This is a genomic window from Burkholderia pseudomultivorans, from assembly GCF_001718415.1.
Classification (GTDB): Bacteria; Pseudomonadota; Gammaproteobacteria; order Burkholderiales; family Burkholderiaceae; genus Burkholderia; species Burkholderia pseudomultivorans_A.
The window spans coordinates 4397556-4419969 of record NZ_CP013378.1; the positions used below are offsets into that span (position 1 = coordinate 4397556).

At 69.2% G+C, this 22414-nt stretch carries 20 protein-coding genes; 11 read left to right on the forward strand and 9 right to left on the reverse strand.

Annotation, left to right across the window (positions count from 1 at the left end; translation table 11 throughout):
• Window positions 1-25 precede the first annotated feature (25 nt).
• The 9 genes from WS57_RS32620 to WS57_RS32660 all read left to right on the forward strand — a co-directional run bounded on the left by WS57_RS32620 (window position 26) and on the right by WS57_RS32660 (window position 9632).
• Window positions 26-1777 carry an AMP-binding protein gene (locus WS57_RS32620; protein WP_069245328.1) on the forward strand — a complete coding sequence of 584 codons (1752 nt, stop codon included), beginning with the start codon at window positions 26-28 and terminating at the stop codon, window positions 1775-1777.
• Complete coding sequence (locus WS57_RS32625) at window positions 1774-2748, forward strand: acyl-CoA synthetase (protein WP_059513336.1); 975 nt, start codon at window positions 1774-1776, stop codon at window positions 2746-2748. The genes WS57_RS32620 and WS57_RS32625 overlap by 4 nt, the downstream gene beginning before the upstream one ends.
• Window positions 2745-3374, forward strand: coding sequence for an outer membrane lipoprotein carrier protein LolA (locus WS57_RS32630; RefSeq protein ID WP_059513334.1), 630 nt, complete (start codon window positions 2745-2747; stop codon window positions 3372-3374). Before WS57_RS32625 ends, WS57_RS32630 begins: the two co-directional genes overlap by 4 nt.
• Window positions 3374-5851 (forward strand): MMPL family transporter, encoded by a 2478-nt coding sequence (locus WS57_RS32635; protein WP_069245329.1) that lies wholly within the window; start codon window positions 3374-3376, stop codon window positions 5849-5851. The genes WS57_RS32630 and WS57_RS32635 overlap by 1 nt, the downstream gene beginning before the upstream one ends.
• Window positions 5848-6744, forward strand: a complete 897-nt coding sequence (locus tag WS57_RS32640; RefSeq protein WP_069245330.1) for a polysaccharide deacetylase family protein — start codon at window positions 5848-5850, stop codon at window positions 6742-6744. The genes WS57_RS32635 and WS57_RS32640 overlap by 4 nt, the downstream gene beginning before the upstream one ends.
• A gap of 63 nt (window positions 6745-6807) precedes the next feature.
• Window positions 6808-8028, forward strand: coding sequence for a beta-ketoacyl-[acyl-carrier-protein] synthase family protein (locus WS57_RS32645; protein WP_040128190.1), 1221 nt, complete (start codon window positions 6808-6810; stop codon window positions 8026-8028).
• On the forward strand, window positions 8025-8843 hold the full coding sequence (locus tag WS57_RS32650; RefSeq protein ID WP_069245331.1) for a beta-ketoacyl synthase chain length factor: 819 nt from the start codon (window positions 8025-8027) through the stop codon (window positions 8841-8843). The genes WS57_RS32645 and WS57_RS32650 overlap by 4 nt, the downstream gene beginning before the upstream one ends.
• Window positions 8840-9337: a hotdog family protein gene (locus tag WS57_RS32655; protein WP_069245332.1), complete on the forward strand. Its 498-nt coding sequence runs from the start codon at window positions 8840-8842 to the stop codon at window positions 9335-9337. The genes WS57_RS32650 and WS57_RS32655 overlap by 4 nt, the downstream gene beginning before the upstream one ends.
• Window positions 9321-9632, forward strand: a complete 312-nt coding sequence (locus WS57_RS32660) for a hypothetical protein (RefSeq protein ID WP_040128196.1) — start codon at window positions 9321-9323, stop codon at window positions 9630-9632. Before WS57_RS32655 ends, WS57_RS32660 begins: the two co-directional genes overlap by 17 nt.
• Window positions 9633-9686: 54 nt before the next feature.
• Here WS57_RS32660 and WS57_RS32665 read toward each other — a convergent pair whose 3' ends face one another.
• From WS57_RS32665 to WS57_RS32705, 9 genes are all read right to left on the reverse strand, one after another.
• Window positions 9687-9896, reverse strand: a complete 210-nt coding sequence (locus WS57_RS32665; RefSeq protein ID WP_059513323.1) for a hypothetical protein — start codon at window positions 9894-9896, stop codon at window positions 9687-9689.
• Between the two features lie 135 nt (window positions 9897-10031).
• Entirely contained in the window at window positions 10032-10775 is a 744-nt protein-coding gene (phbB, locus tag WS57_RS32670; protein WP_009691477.1) for an acetoacetyl-CoA reductase, read from the reverse strand.
• A 225-nt stretch (window positions 10776-11000) separates the two neighbouring features.
• On the reverse strand, window positions 11001-12182 hold the full coding sequence (locus tag WS57_RS32675) for an acetyl-CoA C-acetyltransferase (protein WP_069245333.1): 1182 nt from the start codon (window positions 12180-12182) through the stop codon (window positions 11001-11003).
• Between the two features lie 305 nt (window positions 12183-12487).
• The gene (gene phaP / locus WS57_RS32680; RefSeq protein WP_040128200.1) at window positions 12488-13069 is read right to left on the reverse strand and encodes a TIGR01841 family phasin; all 582 of its coding nucleotides are present in this window, start codon (window positions 13067-13069) and stop codon (window positions 12488-12490) included.
• 475 nt (window positions 13070-13544) lie between these two features.
• Window positions 13545-14309: a ParA family protein gene (locus tag WS57_RS32685; RefSeq protein WP_059512688.1), complete on the reverse strand. Its 765-nt coding sequence runs from the start codon at window positions 14307-14309 to the stop codon at window positions 13545-13547.
• Window positions 14310-14414: 105 nt separating this feature from the next.
• Entirely contained in the window at window positions 14415-15041 is a 627-nt protein-coding gene (locus WS57_RS32690; protein WP_069245334.1) for a DNA-3-methyladenine glycosylase, read from the reverse strand.
• Window positions 15042-15310: 269 nt separating this feature from the next.
• Complete coding sequence (locus WS57_RS32695; protein ID WP_155774382.1) at window positions 15311-15592, reverse strand: hypothetical protein; 282 nt, start codon at window positions 15590-15592, stop codon at window positions 15311-15313.
• Between the two features lie 463 nt (window positions 15593-16055).
• A complete protein-coding gene (locus WS57_RS32700) occupies window positions 16056-16598 on the reverse strand; it encodes a single-stranded DNA-binding protein (protein ID WP_040128207.1) in 543 nt (180 codons plus the stop codon).
• A gap of 100 nt (window positions 16599-16698) precedes the next feature.
• Window positions 16699-17886 (reverse strand): MFS transporter, encoded by a 1188-nt coding sequence (locus WS57_RS32705; protein WP_009693732.1) that lies wholly within the window; start codon window positions 17884-17886, stop codon window positions 16699-16701.
• A 244-nt stretch (window positions 17887-18130) separates the two neighbouring features.
• Here WS57_RS32705 and uvrA point away from each other — a divergent pair, with 244 nt between their 5' ends.
• Window positions 18131-21016 (forward strand): excinuclease ABC subunit UvrA, encoded by a 2886-nt coding sequence (uvrA, locus tag WS57_RS32710; protein ID WP_009693734.1) that lies wholly within the window; start codon window positions 18131-18133, stop codon window positions 21014-21016.
• A 235-nt stretch (window positions 21017-21251) separates the two neighbouring features.
• The gene (locus WS57_RS32715) at window positions 21252-22334 is read left to right on the forward strand and encodes an AI-2E family transporter (RefSeq protein WP_040128209.1); all 1083 of its coding nucleotides are present in this window, start codon (window positions 21252-21254) and stop codon (window positions 22332-22334) included.
• Window positions 22335-22414 lie beyond the last annotated feature (80 nt).

Sequence of the window (22414 nt, forward strand, 5' to 3'; positions counted from 1 at the left end):
CCCCTGTTTCCGTTTTCGCCGATTTATGCCGACTCATCCGCTGGTATTCCATTCTTCGCCCGAGCAGATCATCGCGTGGCGCGACGGCGCGCCCGTCACCGTGCGCGCGTTCGTCGCCGACGTCGCGCGCGTGGCCGCCGCGCTGCCCGCCGGCGGCCACGTGTTCAACGTGTGCCGCGACCGCTACCGGTTCGCCGTGAGCCTGTGCGCGGCGCTCGTCGCCGGCCGGATCAGCCTGCTGCCGTCGACGCACACGCCCGAAATGGTGCGCCAGCTCGCGTCGTTCGCGCCCGACGCGTTCTGCCTGCACGACGCGCCCGACTGCGCGATCGACCTGCCGCGCTTCGCGTATCCCGAAGCCCCCGTCGCGGCCGGCGCCGACGATGCGCCGTTCCGCGTGCCGCAGATCGACGCGGGCCGCATCATGGCCTACGTGTTCACGTCCGGCTCGACCGGCGCGCCGGTGCCGCACCGCAAGACCTGGGGCTTCCTGGTCGGCTGCGTGCGCGCGGCGGCCGAGCGCCTCGGCCTGCTCGACGGCCGCGCGGCCACGCTGATCGGCACGGTGCCCGCGCAGCACATGTACGGATTCGAATCGACGGTGCTGCTCGCGCTGATCGGCGGACTCGCATTCAGCAACCGCCAGCCGTTCTATCCGGTCGACATTCGCGACGAGCTCGCCGCGATCCCGCAGCCGCGCGTGCTCGTCACGTCGCCGATCCACCTGCGCGCGCTGGTGTCGGCGGGCCAGGCGCTGCCGCGCGCGGCGCTCGTGCTGTCGGCCACCGCGCCGCTGTCGGAGAAACTGGCGGGCGAGGCCGAGGCCGCGCTCGATGCACCGCTCGTCGAGATCTACGGCAGCACCGAGACCGGCCAGATCGCGACGCGCCGCACCGCGCAAGGCGCGGCCTGGCAGCTGTTCCCGGAGATCCGCCTCGACGCGCGCGACGGCGACGACGACGATCACGGGCCGACCGTCTGGGTGTCGGGCGGACACGTCGAGGCGCCGGTGCCGATGGGCGATGCGCTCGAACTGCTCGGCGACGGCCGCTTCCTGCTGCACGGCCGCAAGGCCGACCTCGTCAATATCGCCGGCAAGCGCACGTCGCTCGCGTACCTGAATCACCAGCTCAACGCGATTCCCGAGGTCGTCGACGGCGTGTTCTTCATGCCCGACGACATCGCGCCGGCGCACGGCGACGCGGACCGTGACCCCGTCACGCGGCTCGTCGCGCTGGTCGTCGCGCCGACGCTCGCGGCCGCCGACCTGCAGCGCGCACTGCGCGAACGGATCGATCCCGCGTTCCTGCCGCGGCCGCTCGTGTTCGTCGATGCGCTGCCGCGCAACGAAACGGGCAAGCTGCCGCGCGACGTGCTCGCCGCGCTCGTCGCGCGGCATACGCGCGCCGGCCCGGCATCCGCGTCGCCCGCCGCGCCGCGCGCGGCCGACACGCCTGCCGCACCGCTCGGCTTCACCATTCCCGCCGATCATCCGGCGCTGCCCGGCCATTTCCCCGGCCACCCGATCGTGCCGGGCGTCGTGCTGCTCGACCACGCAATCGCCGCACTCGCCGCGACGCTGGCGCGCCCGCTGCATACGTGGCGGCTCGGTTCCGCGAAATTCCTGAGCCCGGTCGCGCCCGGCGAGCCGCTCGATCTCGCGTACGACGCAGCCGCCGGCGGCACGATCCGCTTCACGCTGCGCGCCGGCGCGCGCGACGTCGCGACCGGCGTGCTGTCCGCGCCGCCGGCCGCGCAGGACGGCGCGCAGGCATGAAGCGCACCGCGTGGGCCGAGCGCCAGGAACGCAGCAACGCGGGACTGCTGCGCGCAATGACGTGGATCTCGCTGCGCCTCGGGCGACGGCCCGCACGCATCGTGCTGCATGCGGTCGCGACGTATTTCGTGCTGTTCTCGCCGGCCGCATGCGCGGCATCGCGCGACTACCTGCGCCGCGTGCTCGGCCGTCCCGCGCGCTGGCGCGACGTCTACCGGCACGTGTTCACGTTCGCGGCGACGATCCACGATCGCATCTACCTGATGAATGCGCGCTTCGACCTGTTCGACATCCGCGTGCACGGCCAGACGCTCGTCGACGATGCGCTCGCCGGCGGACGCGGCGCGTTCCTGATGGGCGCGCATCTCGGCAGCTTCGAGGTCGTGCGCGCGATCGGCCGCACGCGTCCGGACCTGCGCGTCGTCGTCACGATGTACGAGGAAAACGCGCGCCGCATCAACGCGACACTCGCCGCCGTGAATCCGGCCGCGCAGCCGGAAGTGATCCCGCTCGGGCAGGTCGATTCGATGCTGAAGGTGCGCGAGCGGCTCGACGCGAACTGCATGGTCGGCATGCTCGCCGACCGCACGCTGCTCGACGACGCGGCCGCGTCGCTGCGGCGGCTGCCGCTGCTCGGCGCGCCGGCCGCGTTTCCGCTCGGGCCGCTGTACATGGCCGCGATGCTGCGGCGCCCGGTGATCTTCATGACGGGCCTCTATCGCGACGGCAACCGCTACGATGTGCACTTCGAACCGCTCGCCGATTTCTCGGACGTGCGGCGCGACGCGCGCGCGGCCGCCATCGACGACGCGCTCGCACGCTATGTCGCGCTGCTCGACCGGTATTGCCGCGCGGCGCCGTACAACTGGTTCAATTATTTCGACTTCTGGCAGGACGGCGCTGCCGCCGCGCGCTGCGACGAGACGCGCACGCCCGCCGACCTGCCCGCCACGAGAGACTCCGACGCATGACCGCCGTTCGCCGCTTTCCGCCTGCGCTGCACCGCGCCGCCCGCCTGCTCGCCGTTGCCGCCGCCGTCGCCGCAGCCGGGTTCGCGCTGCCCGCCCGCGCGGCCGACACCGCGCCGGCCTGGACGCTCGACCGGCTGATGTCGACGCTCGCGCAGCACAAGTCCGGGCGCGCGACCTTCACCGAGACGAAATACCTGTCGATCGCCGCGCAGCCGGTCGAATCGTCCGGCGAACTCCTGTTCGTCGCACCCGACCATCTCGAGAAGCACACGCTGAGCCCGAAGCCCGAACACATGGTGGTCGACGGCGACATGCTGACGGTCGAGCGCAACAACCGCAAGTACACGCTCGCGCTCGCACGCTATCCGGAGCTCGGCGCGTTCATCGACAGCATCCGCGCGACGCTCGCCGGCAACCGCTTCGCGCTCGAACAGGTGTACAAGGTCGCGCTCGCCGGGCGCGGCGACGACTGGACGCTGACGCTCACGCCGCTCGATGCGCGGATGCTGAAGGTCGTCAGCACGATCACGCTCGACGGCACGCGCGACGTGCTGCGCAGCGTCGCGATCCGGCAGGCCGACGGCGATCATTCGCTGATGCGCCTGCAGCCCGTCCCGGCCAACTGATGGACGAGCGCACCCGGCCCTCGCCCGTCGCGCGCCGCCTGCACGCGCTGCAGCAGCGCGCGGTGCTCGTGTGGCTGCTCGTGCTCGTCGCGTGCGGGATCGCGATCAGCCGCGCGAGCTTCACGGCCGACCTGTCCGCGTTCCTGCCGCGCTCGCCGAGTGCCGGCCAGCAGGTGCTCGTCGATCAATTGCGCGACGGCATCGTGTCGCGGCTGATCCTGGTCGCGATCGACGGCGGCGATGCGGCCACGCGCGCGGCGCTGTCGCGGCGCGTGGCCGGCACGCTGCGCGCCGATCCGCAGTTCGCGGCGGTCAACAACGGCGAAGCGGTGAACGAGGCGCGCGACCGGCAGTTCGTCTTCGAGCATCGCTACCTGCTGAGCCCGGCGGTCACGCCGCAGCGCTTCTCCGCCGCCGGCCTGCACCAGGCGCTCGGCGACAGTCTCGACCTGCTGAGCTCGTCTGCGGGCCTCGTCGCGAAGGACCTGCTGCCGCGCGACCCGACCGGCGAAGTCGGCGCGCTCGTCGACCAGCTCGACAGCGGCGCGCAGCCGGCGATCCGCGACGGCGTCTGGGCGTCGCGCGACGGCGCGCGCGCGGTGCTGGTCGTGCAGACGGCCGCCGCCGGCTCCGACACCGATGCGCAGGCGCATGCGATCGACGCGGTGCGCCGCGCATTCGCCGCCGCGACGCAGGTGGTGCCGAACGCGGCCGCCTGCTCGCTCGCGATGACGGGCCCGGGCGTGTTCTCGGTCGAGACGCGCGACACGATCCGGCACGACGTCGAACGCCTGTCGAGTGCGAGCATCGTGCTGATCGTCGCGCTGCTGCTGACGCTGTACCGCTCGCCGCGCACGCTCGCGCTGGGCCTGCTGCCGGTGCTGTCCGGCGTCGCGGCCGGGGTCGCGGCGGTCAGCGTCGTGTTCGGCACCGTGCACGGGCTGACGCTCGGCTTCGGCACGACGCTGATCGGCGAGGCAGTCGACTACTCGATCTACCTGTTCGTGCAGTCGGCGCAGGCCGGCTCGGCGCGCCCGGCCGACGCGACGCGCGCGTGGCTCGCCGCCTACTGGCCGACGATCCGGCTCGGCGTGCTGACCTCGGTCTGCGGTTTCGCGTCGATGCTGTTCTCCGGCTTTCCGGGCCTCGTGCAGCTCGGGCTGTATTCGATCGTCGGGCTGACGGCCGCCGCACTCGTCACGCGCTTCGTGCTGCCGCACCTGCGCGGCGCGCACATCGCGATCCGCGACGTGTCGCGCGTCGGCGCAGTGCTCGCGCGCGCGGCCGACGCCGCGCCGCGGCTGCGCTGGCCGCTGGCCGTGCTGGTGGTCGCCGCGGCTGCGACGCTCGTGCTGCATCGCGACGCGCTGTGGAGCCGCGAGCTCGCTGCGCTGAGCCCGGTGCCGGCGCGCGCGCAGGCGCTCGACGCACGCCTGCGCGCCGACGTCGGCGCGCCCGACGTGCGCTATCTCGTCGTGATCGGCGCGCCGACCGAGCAGGCCGCGCTCGAACGCGCCGAGCAGGTTGCCGCGCAATTGCAGCCGCTCGTCGAGCGCGGCACGCTCGCGGGTTTCGAGAGCCCCGCACGCTACCTGCCGAGCAACGCCGCGCAGCGGGCGCGCCAGGCGAGCCTGCCCGATGCCGACACGCTCGCCGCGCGAATGCGCGACGCCGTCGCGAACCAGCCGATCGAACTGAAGCCCGGCCTGTTCGCGCCGTTCATCGCCGATGTCGAAGCCGCGCGCCATGCGCCGCCGATCACGCACGCGGACCTGCGCGGCACGTCGATGGCGCTCGCCGTCGACGCGCTGCTGACCGAACGCGCGGGCCGCTGGAGCGCGATGCTGCCGCTGCGCGCGCCGGACGCCACGCACGCCGTGGAGCCGGCGCCGGGCCTCGACACCGCCACGATCCGCGCGGCCGTCGCGCGCGCGGGCGTGCCGGATGCGCTGTTCGTCGACATGAAGGCCGAGGCCGACCGCCTGTACGTGGACTACGTGCACGAGGACATCCGGCTGTCGCTCGCCGGTTTCGCGGCGATCGCCGTGCTGCTGCTGGTCGCGCTGCGCTCGCCGCGCCGCGCCGCGCGCGCGCTCGCACCGCTGGTCGCGGCCGTGCTGGTCGTGACGGCCGGCTTCGCGCTCGCCGGCGTGCCGCTGACGATCCTGCACCTGGTCGGGATGCTGCTGATCGTCGCGGTCGGCTCGAACTACGCGCTGTTCTTCTGCAGGCGCGACGATGCGCAGCCCGTCACGCCGTACACGCTCGTGTCGCTGCTGATCGCGAACCTCGCGACGGTCGCGGGCTTCGGGCTGCTCGCGCTGTCGCACGTGCCGCTGCTCGAAACCTTCGGGCTGACCGTCGGCCCCGGCGCAATCCTCGCGCTCGCGTTCGCGGCGATTCTCGCGCCGCGCACGGTCGCGGCAAGCCCGGACGCACGCACGAGCGGCCATGCTTCGCAGCGAGGTCGGGCATGAACGCGCGCCCGGACGTTGCGCCGCACCGGCCCGGCGACCCGCGCCGCTGGAAACCCGCACCGCTGATCACCGGCACGGCCGTGCTGCATGCGGGCGCGGCCGCCGCCGTCGTCGCCGAGCCCGGCACGTGGCCGTGGGCCGTCGGCGGCGTGGTCGCATCGCATCTCGCGCTGACCGCGGCCGGCCTGTGGCCGCGCAGCGCGCTGCTCGGGCCGAACTGGACGCGGCTGCCGGCCGAGGCCGGCCGGCGCATCGCACTGACCATCGACGACGGTCCGGACCCCGACGTCACGCCGCGCGTGCTCGACCTGCTCGACCGCTACGACGCATGCGCGACGTTCTTCTGCATCGGCGATCGCGCGCGCCGCCATCCGCGGTGGATCGAAGCGATCGTCGCGCGCGGCCATGCGGTCGAAAACCACAGCCAGCGGCACCGGCATACGTTCTCGCTGTCGGGGCCGGCCGCGCTGCGAGGCGAAATCGCGGCTGCGCAACAGGCGCTGACCGAGATCGCCGGCACGCGCCCGCTGTTTTTCCGCGCGCCTGCGGGGCTGCGCAATCCGTTTCTCGAACCGGTGCTGTGCGAGCTCGGCCTGCAGCTCGCCAGCTGGACGCGGCGCGGCTTCGACACGCGCGCGCGCGATGCCGGCAGCGTCACGCGCCGCCTGCTGCGCGGCGGACTCGAACCGCGCGACATCCTGCTCGTGCACGACGGTCACGTCGCGCGCGACGCGCGCGGCGAACCGGTCGTGCTCGACGTGCTGCCGACGGTGCTGCGCGCGGCCGCCGACGCGCAGCTGCGCTGGACCACGCTGCGCGCCGCGCTCGCGCCCGAACCACCCGAACCGCCCGGCACGCCGGCCGTTCGCGTACCCCCGTTTGATAAAATCTGACCATCTTCGGCGCGCCTGCCAGCCCTGCTGCGGCGCCCGTTCCGGCCCCCGGATGCGATCCTCGTGAAACCTCTCCTGCTCTCGCACTTCACCGCCACCAGCTGCCTCGGCCGCGGCCTCGACGCGACTCTCGACGCGCTGCGTCACGCGCGCGGCGGGCTCGCGCCATGCCACTTCGAGCGCGCGGATCTCGACACGTGGATCGGCGCGGTGGACGGCGTCGATGCGCAGCCGGTGCGCGCCGATCTCGCCGACTTCGAATGCCGCAACAACCGTCTCGCGCAGCTCGGCCTGACGCAGGACGATTTCGCCGCACGCGTGGCCGCGGCCGTGTCGCGCTACGGCGCGGCGCGCGTCGGCGTATTCGTCGGCACCAGCACGGCCGGCATCCTCGAGACCGAGCGCGCGTACCAGCGCCGCGATCCCGCGAGCGGCGCGCTACCCGCCGAGTTCCGCTACGCGCACACCCACAACCCGTATTCGCCGGCCGCGTTCGTGCGCGCGTATTTCGCGCTGCGCGGGCCGGCGATGGCGATCTCGTCCGCGTGCTCGTCGGGCGCGAAGGTGTTCGGCTCCGCGCGCCGCATGATCGAAGCGGGACTGATCGACGCGGCCGTGGTCGGCGGCGTCGATTCGCTGTGCCTGACGACGCTGTACGGCTTCAATTCGCTCGAACTGCTGTCGCGGCAGCCGTGCCGGCCGTTCGACGTCGCGCGCGACGGCATCTCGATCGGCGAGGCCGCCGCGTTCGCGCTCGTCGAGCGCCTGCCCGCCGCACCCGCCGACGACGCCGTGCTGCTGCTCGGCATCGGCGAATCGAGCGACGCGCATCACATGTCGTCGCCGCATCCGGAAGGACTCGGCGCGCGCGTCGCGATCGGGCAGGCACTCGCCTCGGCCGGCCTCGACGCGACCGACATCGACTACGTGAACCTGCACGGCACCGCGACGCCGAGCAACGACGCCGCCGAGAGCCGCGCGATGGGCGCGCTGTTCGCCGGCACGCCGTGCAGCTCGACGAAGGGCGCGACCGGCCACACGCTCGGCGCGGCCGGCGCGCTCGAAGCAGTCGTCTGCGCGCTCGCGCTGCGCGCGCAGTTCGTGCCGGCCGGCGTCAACACGACGCAGCCCGACCCGGCCCTCGCGCCCGACTACCTGCTCGCGAGCCGCGATGCGCGCGTGCGCGCCGTCCTCTCCAATTCGTTCGGCTTCGGCGGCACGAATTGCAGCCTGATCCTCGGCCATGCCGATCATGCGCGCCGCCACGGCGCCGTCGCTCCATGAAACTGACCGCCTTCATCGAAAGCATCGGCCTCGTCGGCCCGGGCCTGAACGACTGGCCGCAAGCGGCCGACGTGCTCGCGGGCCGCGCGGCCTACGCGCCGGCGCGCACCGTGCTGCCGCCGCCGGCCGGCCTGCCATCGGCCGAACGGCGCCGCACCGGCCCCGTCGTGCGCGTCGCGCTCGCGGTCGGCCATGAAGCGGTAGCCGCGAGCGGGCGCGATGCGGCGACGCTCGCGACCGTGTTCAGCGCGTCCGGCGGCGACGGCCAGAACTGCCATGCGATCTGCGAAACGCTCGCCGGCGACGACCGCCAGCTGTCGCCGACGCGCTTCCACAACTCCGTGCACAACGCGCCCGCCGGCTACTGGAGCATCGCGACCCGCGCGATGGCGACCTCGAACGTGCTGTGCGCGCACGACGGCAGCTTCGCAGCCGGCCTGCTCGAGAGCCTGTGCCAGGTCGCGGTCGATCGCGTGCCGAGCCTGCTGATCGCCTACGACACCGACTATCCGGAACCGCTGCACGCGGTGCGGCCGATCGCCGACGCGTTCGGCGTCGCGCTCGTGCTCGCGCCCGATGCGAATGCAACGACGCTCGCGCGCATCGACGTACAGCTCACCGATGCACCGGCAACCATGCTTGCACACGCCGAACTCGAAGCGTTGCGCACCGGCAACCCGGCCGCACGCGTGCTGCCGCTGCTCGACGCGCTGGCCGCGCGGCGTACGACGTGCGTCGTGCTCGACTATCTGGACGATACGCGCGTGCAGGTCGACGTCGCGATGCCGGACGCGTCCCCGGAGCGCGCGCAATGACGATCACGCCGACGCCGCCGCTCGACCACGCCTGGATCGCCGCGCATGTTCCGCACGCCGGTGCGATGTGCGTGCTCGATACGGTCGATGCGTGGGACGCCGCACGGATTCGCTGCACGGCCACGAGCCACCGCGATCCGCACAATCCGCTGCGCTCGCACGACCGGCTCGCGTCGGTCTGCGGAATCGAATACGCGGCGCAGGCGATGGCCGTGCACGGCGCGCTGCTCGGCGCGCGGCAGGAGCGTCCGCGGGTCGGCTATCTCGCGAGCGTGCGCAATGTCGACGCGTTCGTCGAGCGACTCGACACGTTCGAGCTGCCGCTGACGATCGAAGCCGAACGCATCGGCGGCGACGACCGTTCGGTGCTGTACGGCTTCGCGCTGCGCTGCGGCGAGCGTGTGCTGCTGAGCGGCCGCGCGACGGTCATGCTCGACGCCGCGGCGGCCGGCGCCTTGCGTGCGCCGCTTGCCGCCGATGAAGCCACCCGATGAATCCACTCGAGGAAACCAGGTCGTGAAAATTCGCCCGTTCGTTTGCACCGCGCTCGTGCTCGCGCTGATCAGCCCGCTCGCGCACGCGGACATGTCGGAAGTGAAGCAGGACATCAAGCGCGACTCGAAGGAAGCTGCGCACAAGACCGGCGAGGCCGCGCGCAGCTTCGGCCATGCGACCGCCAGCGCCGCGAAGACGGTCGGTCACGGCATCGCGCATGCGTCGCGCGAAGGCTGGGACGCCACCAAGCGCACGACGAAGCGGATCTTCCACAAGAACGACAGCAACGATTGAGCGCGCACGGCGGCGCGGTTGACGCGCCGCGCCGCCGCACCGCCGTCCGTCACGTCATGCGCCGCGTCGCGTGCGGCGCGCCGGTCTTGCCACCGGTTTGCGCGCGAAGCATCTGCCGTACGCGACGAGCCAGCAATCGCGGTGATCGAAGTTGCGCAGCAGCCGTGCGCGACGCCGCTCGAGCCAGTGCAGCGCGATCGTCATCGTCAGCGCGACGGCCAGCGCCGCACCGCCGATCGCGACACCCATCCAGTCTTCACCCATGCCTCCTCCGGAATGCAAGGCCGACGCGCGTCACGCGACAGGACGACTCGCGTCGTCGCGTGTGCGCCGCGCCGGCGCTGGATACAGCGGAAGCGCGGCCCGGACGCGCGCGAACGCCGCCCGGGCCGCCGCGCGTCAGTGCATGTGCTGGCCGCCGTTGATCGCGATGTTGGAGCCCGTCACGAAACCGGCGTCCTCCGAGCACAGGTACGCGACCAGCGCCGCGACTTCCTCGGGCTTGCCGAGCCGGCCCGCGGGAATCTGCGGGAGGATCTTCGAGTCGAGGATGTCCTGCGGGATCGCCGTCACCATCTTCGTCGCGAGATAGCCCGGCGACACCGTGTTCACCGTCACGCCCTTGCGCGCGACTTCCAGCGCGAGCGATTTCGTGAAGCCGTGCATGCCGGCCTTCGCGGCCGCATAGTTGGTCTGGCCGACCGAGCCCTTCGAACCGTTGACCGACGAGATGTTGACGATCCGCCCCCAGCCGCGCTCGACCATGCTTTCGCATACCGGCTTGGTCATGTTGAACACGGAGTCGAGGTTGGTGCGGATCACCGTGTCCCAGTTCACCTTGTCAAGCTTGCGCAGCGTCATGTCGCGCGTGATGCCCGCATTGTTCACCAGGATGTCGACCGCGCCGACGTCGCGCACGATCTTCTCGACGCACTGCTGGCACGAGTCGTAGTCGGCCACGTCGACCGGATACGCGTCGAACGCGCGGCCGGCCGCGTGCATCTCGGTCAGCCACTGATCGGCACCCGTGTTGTTCGGCGAATACGTGACCACCACACGGTGACCCGCGTCGTGCAACCGGATGCTGATCGCCTCGCCGAGCCCGCCCATACCACCTGTCACCACTGCAATTCGCTTAGTCATCCTATTATTTACAGACAAAAAAAGTCATCGATCCGGAACCGCGGCATCGTCGATGCCGCCGCCCCCCGCTGCGATGCGCTGCCGCCGGTTCCGCTGCCCGACGGGACCGGCTTGCGCACCGGAACATCGCGCTTGTGGTTCGCTGCTTGTGGTGCGCGAAAAACTGCACGCATCCGCGGCGCCGGCATGCGCCGCGCGCGGATGCGCGGTATCGCCAGATCCTGCTCAGTCGCGCTCGACCGCGAGCGCGACGCCCATCCCGCCGCCGATGCACAGCGACGCCAGCCCGCGCTTCGCATCGCGCTTGACCATCTCGTGCAGCAGCGTCACCAGGATCCGGCAGCCCGACGCGCCGATCGGATGACCGATCGCGATCGCCCCGCCGTTCACGTTCACCTTCGACGTGTCCCAGCCCATCTGCTTGTGCACCGCCAGCGCCTGCGCCGCGAACGCCTCGTTGATCTCCATCAGGTCCAGGTCGCCCGGCGTCCAGCCCGCACGCTCCAGGCAGCGGCGCGATGCCGGCACCGGACCCATGCCCATCACGCTCGGATCGACGCCCGCGTTCGCGTAGGCCTTGATCCGCGCGAGCGGCGTCAGCCCCAGCGCCTCGGCGCGCCTGGCCGACATCACCAGCACCGCCGCCGCGCCGTCGTTGATCCCCGACGCGTTGGCCGCCGTCACCGTGCCGTCCTTCGCGAACGCCGGCTTCAGGCCCGCGAGCGACTCCGCCGTCACGCCGTGACGCACGAACTCGTCCGTCTTGAACTGCAGCGGCTCGCCCTTGCGCTGCGGGATCGACACCGGCACGATCTCGTCGTCGAAGCGGCCGGCCTTTTGCGCGGCCTCGGCCTTGTTCTGCGACAGCGCCGCGAACGCGTCCTGCTCTTCACGCGTGATCCCGTATTCCTTCGCGACGTTCTCCGCCGTGATCCCCATGTGGTACTGGTTGTACACGTCCCACAGCCCGTCGACGATCATCGTGTCGACCAGCTTCGCGTCGCCCATCCGGAAGCCGTCGCGCGAGCCCGGCAGCACGTGCGGCGCCGCGCTCATGTTCTCCTGGCCGCCCGCGATCACGATGTCCGCGTCGCCCGCGACGATCGCGTTGGCCGCCAGCATCACCGCCTTCAGGCCCGAGCCGCACACCTTGTTGATCGTCATCCCCGGCACTGCGCTCGGCAGCCCGGCCTTGATCAGCGACTGGCGCGCCGGATTCTGGCCCGAGCCCGCCGTCAGCACCTGGCCCAGGATCACTTCGCTCACCTGCTCGGGCTTCACGCCCGCACGCTCCAGCACCGCGCGAACCACCGTCGCGCCCAGCTCGGGTGCCGCGATCTTCGCCAGCGAACCGCCGAATTTGCCGACCGCGGTCCGCGCGGCCGATACGATCACTACGTCCGTCATGTTCAGTTCCTGCATCGAAGTCAGATTGTCGTGTAGACGCCGGTCACGGACGGGCCGTGGCCGGCAATGACGCACGTCGGGACGCGAACGGCACGCGCTGCGGCCGCTCGCGCGCCCGTTGCACGCAGCACGAACGAAGGCGCGCCAGCCGGCCGCTCCGCCAGCGTCAGGGGGCGCCGGGCCGCTCGAAACGCGGGCCGGCGCACCGCGGCACACCAGATTGGCGTCGCCCCCCGCGTGGCACACGCGAGGCGTCGCGACATCCGGCGCCGCTCACTCGTGTCGCGCCGAGGCGCGACACGCGGTCATTCCGACGATTCGCGCGCGGCCGCTTCCTTGCGGGCCGCGGCGGCCGTCTGCTTGGCGCTGCGCGCCGCCGTCTCACCGGCTGCCTCGAAGCTGCTTTGCGCGGCCTCGATCGCCTGGCCCGTCGCCGCGCGCACCGAATCGGCCGCCGCGCTCGCCGCGGACAGCGCCGAATTCAGCGCGGCTACCACCGGCGCCGAGCCGGCCGGCGCGTGCTTCGTCAGCTCGCCGAGCACGTCCTTCAGGCGCTTGTCGGCCTGCTCGTATTGCGCGTGCACCACTTTCTGCCATTCGGCCTGCGTCGACACCGCGATGTCGAACAGATGGCGGCTGTACGACACGGCCTTGCCGGTCGCTTCCTGAGGCGCGGCCACCTGCTGCGCGAAACTGGCCGCCGGATTGTTGCTGTTGAACGCGCCCTTCAGCTTGTCCTCGTACTCGGCGAGCGCGGTCTTGGTCGCCTGCAGGTTGAGTTCGACGACGGCTTCGAAGCCCTGGATTGCCGGACGGGCAATCGCGAACCAGGCGGCGATACCGGATTGATAATCGGCGGCGAATTTTTCGGGGGCAAATACGGACATCGGGCACGCTCCTGTTAGCAATGCGAGAGACGACGTAAAGAAATTGGAAGTCAAATCGAAGCTGCTTCCTTATCGACATCCCGTGATTCATTCAGAACGGGATGTGAAGGAAAGCCATTCTAGAGCGATTAATTGTCAATTAAATGTCTTTAATGCTAGGTGCAAACCCTAACTCGCCGATAGTGGGCCGTCAAGCCCTTTGATACGGCGAGCCCGCCGGGGGGCCGCATCGCAATTTCGTGCCGCGGAATGATTTTCCTGCTGGCAGCATAACCCGTCATGACCTGGCGCAATATTTTCCGGCCTATTATTTCGACTATTTGAAAATAAGTGCCGGCATGTGCAGAAGATCAAGAAGTCGCCGATGTAATCGTTTTTTTGAATTTGTATCGAAACCGATTTCGGGATTATTAATAATGGCTTCAATAATCGGATGAAATGCAACGCGCACCGAAGCCGCTGGCGCGCATGATCGTCAGCCGGCCAGTTCGCGATGCAGCGCGCGAAACTCCTGCGCGAGCTTGTGCCCCGGTTCGAGGTGGATGACGGGCGTCGACTGCTGATGCGACTCGCGGATCTTCACCGACGACGTCAGGCGCGACGCGAGCACCGGCAGCCCTTCGCCGACGAGTTCGTCGACCAGCCGCTGCGGCAGGCTCGCGCGCGGCTGGAACTGGTTGATGACGATCCCTTCCACTTCGAGCGCCCCGTTGTGATCCTGCTGGATCTCCTTGACGTTCTCGAGCAGCGTGTACAGCGCGCGACGCGAGAAATCGTCGCAATCGAACGGGATCAGGCAGCGCTCGACCGCGATCAGCGCGGAGCGCGTGTAGAAATTCAGCGCGGGCGGCGTGTCGATGTAGACGGCGTCGTACATGTCGAGCTCGTTCAGCGCGTCGCGCAGCTTGTAGATCTTGTAGCGCGATTCGAGCTTGCCGTGCAGCGCGTCGAGATCGGGATGCGCGGGCATCACGTCGAGCCGTTCGAACGGCGTCGGATGGATGAACGACGCGACGTCGACCGGACGGAAATTGAACGTCAGCGCGGTTTCGAAGAAATCGGCGACGCCGGGATGCGCGTCGGCCGCGCGGTCGCCGAGCAGATAACGGGTCGAATTCGCCTGCGCATCGAGATCGATCACGAGCGTACGCAGCCCTTCGCTCGCGCTGATGGCCGCCAGGTTGCAGACGATCGTCGATTTGCCCACGCCGCCCTTCTGGTTGAATACGACCCGTCGCATCGCGTTCCCTCCTCGATCAAAACGTCGAAAGGATCAGCTTAGCCGGACAATAATGGCGTGCTCATGACGCAGATCGATCCTGTGCAACGGACCGACCGCCCGGACTCACGTGCGGTGCCGGACGACACCCGATACGTGCCGGTTGCCGGGCACCCACCATCGCCACGGCAGGTCCTGGCCGACGCGGATGCCGATGCGCGGCCCGCGCGCCGGCTCCGCAGGCGGCGGCGTGCCGTCGTCGACGATTGCGAAGCCGTCACCGGCACTCACCAGATCGATACCGTCCTGCGCACCGTCGATGCCCATGGCCTGCGTCAGCCGGGCCGGCCCGCGACACAGATCGCGATCGCTCACGCGCGGCGGGCGCGCGGCGCGCATCCGCTCGATCCCGCGCAGCGGTTCGAGCGCGCGGATCAGCACGCCGGTGCCCGCGCCCGCCGGGCCGCAGACGCAGTTACAGCACCAGTGCATGCCGTAGGTGAAGTAGACGTACAGATGCCCCGGCGGCCCGAACATCGTCGCGTTGCGCGGCGTCCTGCCGCGATAGGTATGCGCGGCCGGGTCGATCGCGCCGGCATAGGCTTCCACTTCGACGATCCGTCCTGCGCGGCCGTCAGCCGCTGCGAGAATCTTGTTGAGCAGTTGCGGCGCGGCTTCGGTGGCGGCGCGATCGAAGAACGCGCGCGGCAGCGGCGTGCCTGGCCAGCCCGGCGCGCGCCTGTTTCGGGTCATGCGGCGTCTCCGGCAGATGGACGGCAATGGCGGGCGCCGCCATGCGAAGCGGACGGCAGGCATCGATCGACACGATGGCCGGTCACAGGGGCCGTCATGCGGGAGGTGATCCCGAAGAACAGCATGTCGGGATGCGGGGCGAGGAGATCGGGGAGTGCGTCGGTCACGTTCCGGACGGGTTGAAAACCGCTCGTGGGCCGTCGTAAGACACCCCGATCGTATCACCGCTCGTGACTTGGAATCGGCATGCAGGTCGTCCTGCGAGACGACTATGTCTCTTCGCGTCGGGACCGGCGAATCAAATGCCGTTCCAGAAACGCGTTGTATCCGAACAGAATCGCCGTCGTGAATGCCAGCCCTCCGGCCGTGAGCGCGCCGGGTGCAACGACACAGCTCAGTGCCGCTATCCCGACCGACATCGGCAGCGTTCTTCCGAACGCGCCGAGCAGGACGGCAAACCATCCATCGCCATATTCCTTGCTGAATCTGTCGGGATAGATGCCATACATCAGAAACTTCACAAGCGGCTTTTGAGAACGACGAAAGCGCATGAGGACTCCGGACGTCTGAATCTGTTGCACATCGCCGATCAGGCTCGAGAACCCGCGGATCCGGGCATGCGCGGGGAGGCTCCATCTCCGCGCAACCACGCATACCGTGCACCACGGACACGGATTGATTCGGCATCCATAAAAAGCGAACTGCAGTCGGCCCCTCTATCCTGGCGTTTAGTGCCGACAACGCACTCTATCCTCAGAAGCGCCGACAAAAAATGTGGATTTCCTCGCGGGTTACGAGGAAACCCCCTCGCCGCCGCCAGCCCACCGGAAATGACTTGCGACCGCACTGTGGCGGACTGTAAAGCGCGGCCTTCGAACCGGACCTCCCCTACGTCGGCGACACGCCGCCGACCGCCGCGACACGCTGCGGCCAGAAAGCCCGGAATCCTCGCCACAAAAAGAAAAACCCCGCCAAAAGGCGGGGTTGATCTTCACGGCTTCCGCGTGCGGGAAATCAGAACGGAATATCGTCATCCATCTCGTCGAAGCCGCCACCGGCCGGCGCGCTCGGACGGCTCTGCCCGCCGCCACCGCCACGCGCCGCGCCGCCGGCACGACCGCCGCCACCGCCGCGTTCCATCTGCTCGCCGCGACCGCCACCACCACCGTAGCCGCCGCCATAACCGCCTTCGTCACCGCCGCCACCGCCGCCGCCCGAACCGCCGCGGCCGCCGAGCATCTGCATCTGGTCGGCGACGATTTCGGTCGAGTAGCGGTCCTGGCCGTCCTGGCCCTGCCACTTGCGCGTGCGGATGCGGCCCTCGATATAGACCGACGAACCCTTCTTCAGGTACTCGCTGACGATTTCCGCGAGGCGGCCGAAGAACGCGACGCGATGCCACTCGGTCATTTCCTTGAACTCGCCGCTTGCCTTGTCCTTGTAGCGATCGGTCGTCGCGAGACGGATGTTCGCAACCGCGTCGCCGCTCGGCAGATAACGGACTTCAGGATCGGCGCCGAGATTGCCGACGAGGATCACCTTGTTGACGGATGCCATGTATTTCTCCAGTAGATTCGATGCCGGGCCGCCCGCGAATGCGTCGGGGCGGCCCGCCGGGCGAGCCGGCAAGCTGGCCGGCGCCTGCCCGGATAAAGGATCAGGCCTTGCGCGGCGGCGCTTTCATGCTGGCCGCGATTATAAGCCACGCGGCAACGAGCCCCGAGCACGCGAAGAACACCGTGTTCGCGCCGCCGTGCTTCAGCAGCCAGCCGCCCACGACGCCACCGAGCGCAAGCCCGACCGACTGCGTGGTGTTGTAGACGCCCGTGGCCGCGCCCTTGCGCGAACCGGGCGCCAGCTTCGACACGAGCGAAGGCTGCGACGCCTCCAGGATGTTGAAGCCGAGGAAGTACACGAACAGGATCGCCGCCACAATCATGATGGTATGCGGCGCGCTGCCGAGCAGCAATTGGCCGATCAGGATAGCCAGGATGCCGCCGAGCAGCACCGGCTTCATCTTGCCCCGTTTCTCCGCGACGATGATCGCCGGCACCATCATCACGAACGCGAGCCCCATCACCGGCAGGTACACCTTCCAGTGCGACGCGACCGGCAGGCCGCCGTCGACCAGCAGGCGCGGCACCACGAGGAACAGCGCCGTCTGCGTCGCGTGCAGCACGAGCACGCCGAAGTTCAGGCGCAGCAGTTCGGTGTTGTGCAGCACTTCCGCGAACGGCGCAGGCACGTGCACGGGCTTCGCGGCGTTGGGGACGATCCACAGCACGACGCCGATCGCGAGGATCGACAGCACGCCGACGATCGCAAAGAGCCCGCTCATCCCGACCCAGTGGAACACGATCGGCGCGCCGACGATCGCCACCGCGAACGACATGCCGATCGAGCCGCCGACCATCGCCATCGCCTTCGTGCGGTTCTGCTCGGAGGTCAGGTCGGCGATGAACGCGAGCACCGCGGACGATACCGCGCCCATCCCCTGGATCACGCGGCCGACGATGATCCACGTGATGTCGTGCGCGAACGCGGCGACGAAGCTGCCGAGCGCGAAGATCAGCAGGCCGGTCGCGATCACGGGCTTGCGGCCGAACTTGTCCGACGCCCACCCGTAGAAGATGTACAGCAGCGACTGCGTGACGCCGTAGGCCCCGAGCGCGATGCCGACGAGCAGCACGTTGTCGCCGCCCGGGATGGTTTTCGCGTAGACCGAGAACACCGGCATGATCATGAACAGGCCGAGCATGCGCAACGCGAAGATCGCCGCGAGCGACGTGGTCGCGCGCAGTTCGGGCGCAGTCATGCGGGAAGACGTGGCGGACGGATTGGACATCGGGATTGAATTTCGAATGATCGGAATGTCCGCCCGCTGGCGGGCGGCGGAAGATCAGCGCCGGACGATCGGCAAGGCGTGACGCAGGCGGCCTGCAGGCCGCCCCGGAACCGCGCGGCGCGGCTGCTTTCCTCGACACGGGAACGCCTTGCTGCCACCTGCTGCAAAGGCCGGGGGCCCCCAACGACGGTCTCGAAAAGCCGTTATAGTAGCAGGTTTGGTTCCCTCCATTTTCGCCAGGTTCATGGAACAGATCCGTATCCGTGGGGCGCGCACCCACAACCTGAAAAACGTCAATCTCGACCTGCCGCGCCACAAGCTCGTCGTGATTACCGGGTTGTCCGGGTCGGGCAAGTCGTCGCTCGCGTTCGACACCCTTTATGCCGAAGGCCAGCGCCGCTACGTGGAAAGCCTGTCCGCGTACGCCCGCCAGTTCCTGCAGTTGATGGAGAAACCGGACGTCGACCTGATCGAGGGCCTGTCGCCCGCGATCTCGATCGAGCAGAAGGCGACGTCCCACAACCCGCGTTCGACCGTCGGCACGGTCACCGAAATCCACGACTACCTGCGACTTTTGTACGCACGTGTCGGCACGCCCTACTGCCCCGACCACGACATCCCGCTGGAAGCCCAAAGCGTGTCGCAGATGGTCGACGCCGCGCTGGCGCTGCCCGAGGAAACCAAGCTGATGATCCTCGCGCCCGTCGTCGCGAACCGCAAGGGCGAGCACGCGGAGCTGTTCGAGGAGATGCAGGCGCAGGGCTTCGTGCGCTTTCGCGTGCGCTCGGGCGGCGGCACCGCGAACGAGGGCGTCGCGAAGATCTACGAGGTCGACTCGCTGCCGAAGCTGAAGAAGAACGACAAGCACACGATCGACGTCGTCGTCGATCGGCTGAAGGTGCGCCCCGACATGAAGCAGCGTCTCGCCGAATCGTTCGAGACGGCGCTGCGCCTCGCCGACGGCCGCGCGATCGCGCTCGAGATGGATACCGACCGCGAGCACCTGTTCAGCTCGAAGTTCGCCTGCCCGATCTGCTCGTACTCGCTGCAGGAACTCGAGCCGCGCCTGTTCTCGTTCAACAACCCGATGGGCGCGTGCCCGGAATGCGACGGCCTCGGCCAGATCACCTTCTTCGACCCGAAGCGGGTCGTCGCGCATCCGTCGCTGTCGCTCGCCGCGGGCGCCGTGAAGGGCTGGGACCGCCGCAACCAGTTCTACTTCCAGATGCTGCAGAGCCTCGCGGCGTTCTACGAGTTCGACATCGACACCGCATTCGAGGACCTGCCCGAGAAGATCCGCAAGGTGCTGCTGTTCGGCTCCGGCAAGCAGACGATCCCGTTCTCGTACATCAACGAGCGCGGCCGCACGACGGTGCGCGAGCACGTGTTCGAGGGGATCATCCCGAACCTCGAGCGGCGCTACCGCGAGACCGATTCGGTCGCGGTGCGCGAAGAGCTGTCGAAATACCAGAACAACCAGCCGTGCCCGTCGTGCGACGGCACGCGCCTGCGCCGCGAGGCGCGCCACGTGCGGGTCGGCACCGGCGACTACGCGCGCGGCATCTACGAAATCAGCAGCTGGCCGCTGCGCGACGCGCTCGGCTATTTCGACGGCCTGACGCTCGACGGCGCGAAGCGCGAGATCGCCGACAAGGTGATCAAGGAAATCGTCGCGCGGCTGACGTTCCTGAACAACGTCGGCCTCGACTACCTGTCGCTCGAGCGCAGCGCCGAAACGCTGTCGGGCGGCGAGGCGCAGCGCATCCGGCTCGCGTCGCAGATCGGCTCGGGCCTCACCGGCGTGATGTACGTGCTCGACGAGCCGTCGATCGGCCTGCACCAGCGCGACAACGACCGGCTGATCGGCACGCTGAAGCACCTGCGCGACCTCGGCAACTCGGTGATTGTCGTCGAGCACGACGAGGACATGATCCGCACGGCCGACTATGTCGTCGACATGGGCCCCGGCGCGGGCGAGCACGGCGGCGTGGTGGTCGCGGAAGGCACGCCGAAGCAGGTGCAGGCGAACCCGCAGTCGCTGACGGGCCAGTACCTGGTCGGCAAGCGCACGATCGAGTATCCGGACGAGCGGATCGCGCCCGATCCCGAGCGCATGCTGCGCATCGTCGACGCGCACGGCAACAACCTGAAGCACGTCGATCTCGACCTGCCGGTCGGCCTGCTGACCTGCATCACCGGCGTGTCGGGCTCCGGCAAGTCGACGCTGATCAACGACACGCTGTATCACGCGGTCGCGCGCCACCTGTACGGCTCCTCCGCCGAGCCGGCCGCGCACGAGGCGATCGAGGGCCTCGAGCATTTCGACAAGGTGATCAACGTCGACCAGTCGCCGATCGGCCGCACGCCGCGTTCGAACCCGGCCACCTACACGGGCCTGTTCACGCCGATCCGCGAGCTGTTCGCGGGCGTGCCGACCGCCAAGGAGCGCGGCTACGATCCGGGCCGCTTCTCGTTCAACGTGAAGGGCGGCCGCTGCGAGTCGTGCCAGGGCGACGGCGTGCTGAAGGTCGAGATGCACTTCCTGCCCGACGTCTACGTGCCGTGCGACGTCTGTCACGGCAAGCGCTACAACCGCGAAACGCTCGAGGTGCAGTACAAGGGCAAGAACATCAGCGAAGTGCTCGACATGACGGTCGAACACGCGTATGAATTCTTCAGCGCGGTGCCGGTCGTCGCGCGCAAGCTGAAGACGCTGCTCGATGTCGGCCTCGGCTACATCCGCCTCGGCCAGTCGGCCACCACGCTGTCGGGCGGCGAGGCGCAGCGCGTGAAGCTGTCGCTCGAACTGTCCAAGCGCGACACGGGCCGCACGCTGTACATCCTCGACGAGCCGACCACCGGCCTGCACTTCCACGACATCGCGCTGCTGCTCGAGGTGATCCACCGGCTGCGCGACCAGGGCAACACGGTCGTGATCATCGAGCACAACCTCGACGTGATCAAGACGGCCGACTGGGTGATCGATCTCGGCCCCGAAGGCGGCGCCGGCGGCGGCCAGATCATCGCGCAGGGCACGCCCGAGCAGGTCGCGAAGACGAAGGCGAGCTTCACCGGCAGGTATCTCGCGCCGCTGCTCAAGCGCCCGACCCGCAAGGTCGCGGCGGGCTGACCCCTCCTCCCCGCGCGGCCGTCCGGCCGCGCGCGCCTCGTCCGGGCCGCGCCGTCGGCCCCGCGTTTTCCCCTCTGTGTTTACACCACGCGCCAAAGGCCCGCTTGCGGACCATAATGGCGGCTATACTTTACGGTCGTAAGCTTCGCCGCACGCCCCGATCCGGTGCGACGCCGGGCGAGCACCGCTGCACCGCGCATCGGGCGGGACGGCACACGAACGACAGGAATCCACGATGGAGAAGCAACAAGAGTCGCGCGACGCGCAAAACCGCGAGCCGCACCTGCGCAGTGTGCGGCTGACGAGCGACTTCAGCCTGCCGAAAATGTCGGCAATCGAGATCGGCAGCTACGTGTTCGCCATCGTCGCGATGTGGCTCGTCATCGAGCTGAAGCTGCTCGGCGGGCTGCTGGCCGGCCTGCTCGTCTATCAGCTGATCCACACGATCGCCCCCGCGATCGAACGCCATACCACCAGCATGCGTGCGCGCTGGGTCGCCGTCGTGCTGCTCGCGATCGCGATCGTCGGCGGCCTCACCGGCCTGTCGATCGGCATCGTCGAGCATTTCGAGCACACGGTGCCGAACCTGCAGAGCCTGCTCGACCAGCTGATGCAGATCGTCGAGCAGACCCGCGCGCGCACGCCGGAGTGGATCGCGAACCTGCTGCCGGTCGACGTCGAACAGATGAAGACGAAGGCCGCGGTGCTGATGCACTCGCACATGGACCAGCTCCAGCAAGGCGGCAAGAACGTCGCGCGCGGCTTCGGCCACGTGCTGTTCGGGATGATCATCGGCGCGATGATCGCGATCGGCGTCGAGCACGGCAAGGCGCGCCGCCCGCTGTCGACGGCGCTCGTCACGCGCGTGTCGCGCTTCGCCGACGCGTTCCGCCGGATCGTGTTCGCGCAGATCAAGATCTCGGCGATCAACGCGGCGTTCACCGGCATCTACCTGCTCGTCGCGCTGCCGATCTTCCATCAGCGGCTGCCGCTGTCGAAGACGCTGGTGCTGGTCACCTTCATCGTCGGCCTGCTGCCCGTGATCGGCAACCTGATCTCGAACACGCTGATCGTCGCCGTGTCGCTGTCGGTCAGCATGGGCACCGCGATCGCATCGCTCGCGTTCCTCGTGATCATCCACAAGCTCGAATACTTCCTGAACGCGAAGATCATCGGCGGCCAGATCGAATCGCGTGCGTGGGAACTGCTGCTCGCGATGCTGATCATGGAAGCCGCGTTCGGGCTGCCGGGCGTGATCGCCGCGCCGATCTTCTATGCGTACCTGAAGCGCGAGCTGTACATGCTGCGGTTGATCTGACGCCCGCAGCCCGCACGATAAAAAAAGCCGCGCCCTTCACGGGGCGCGGCTTTTCCGTTTGCGGCGGCCTGGCTTGCCGG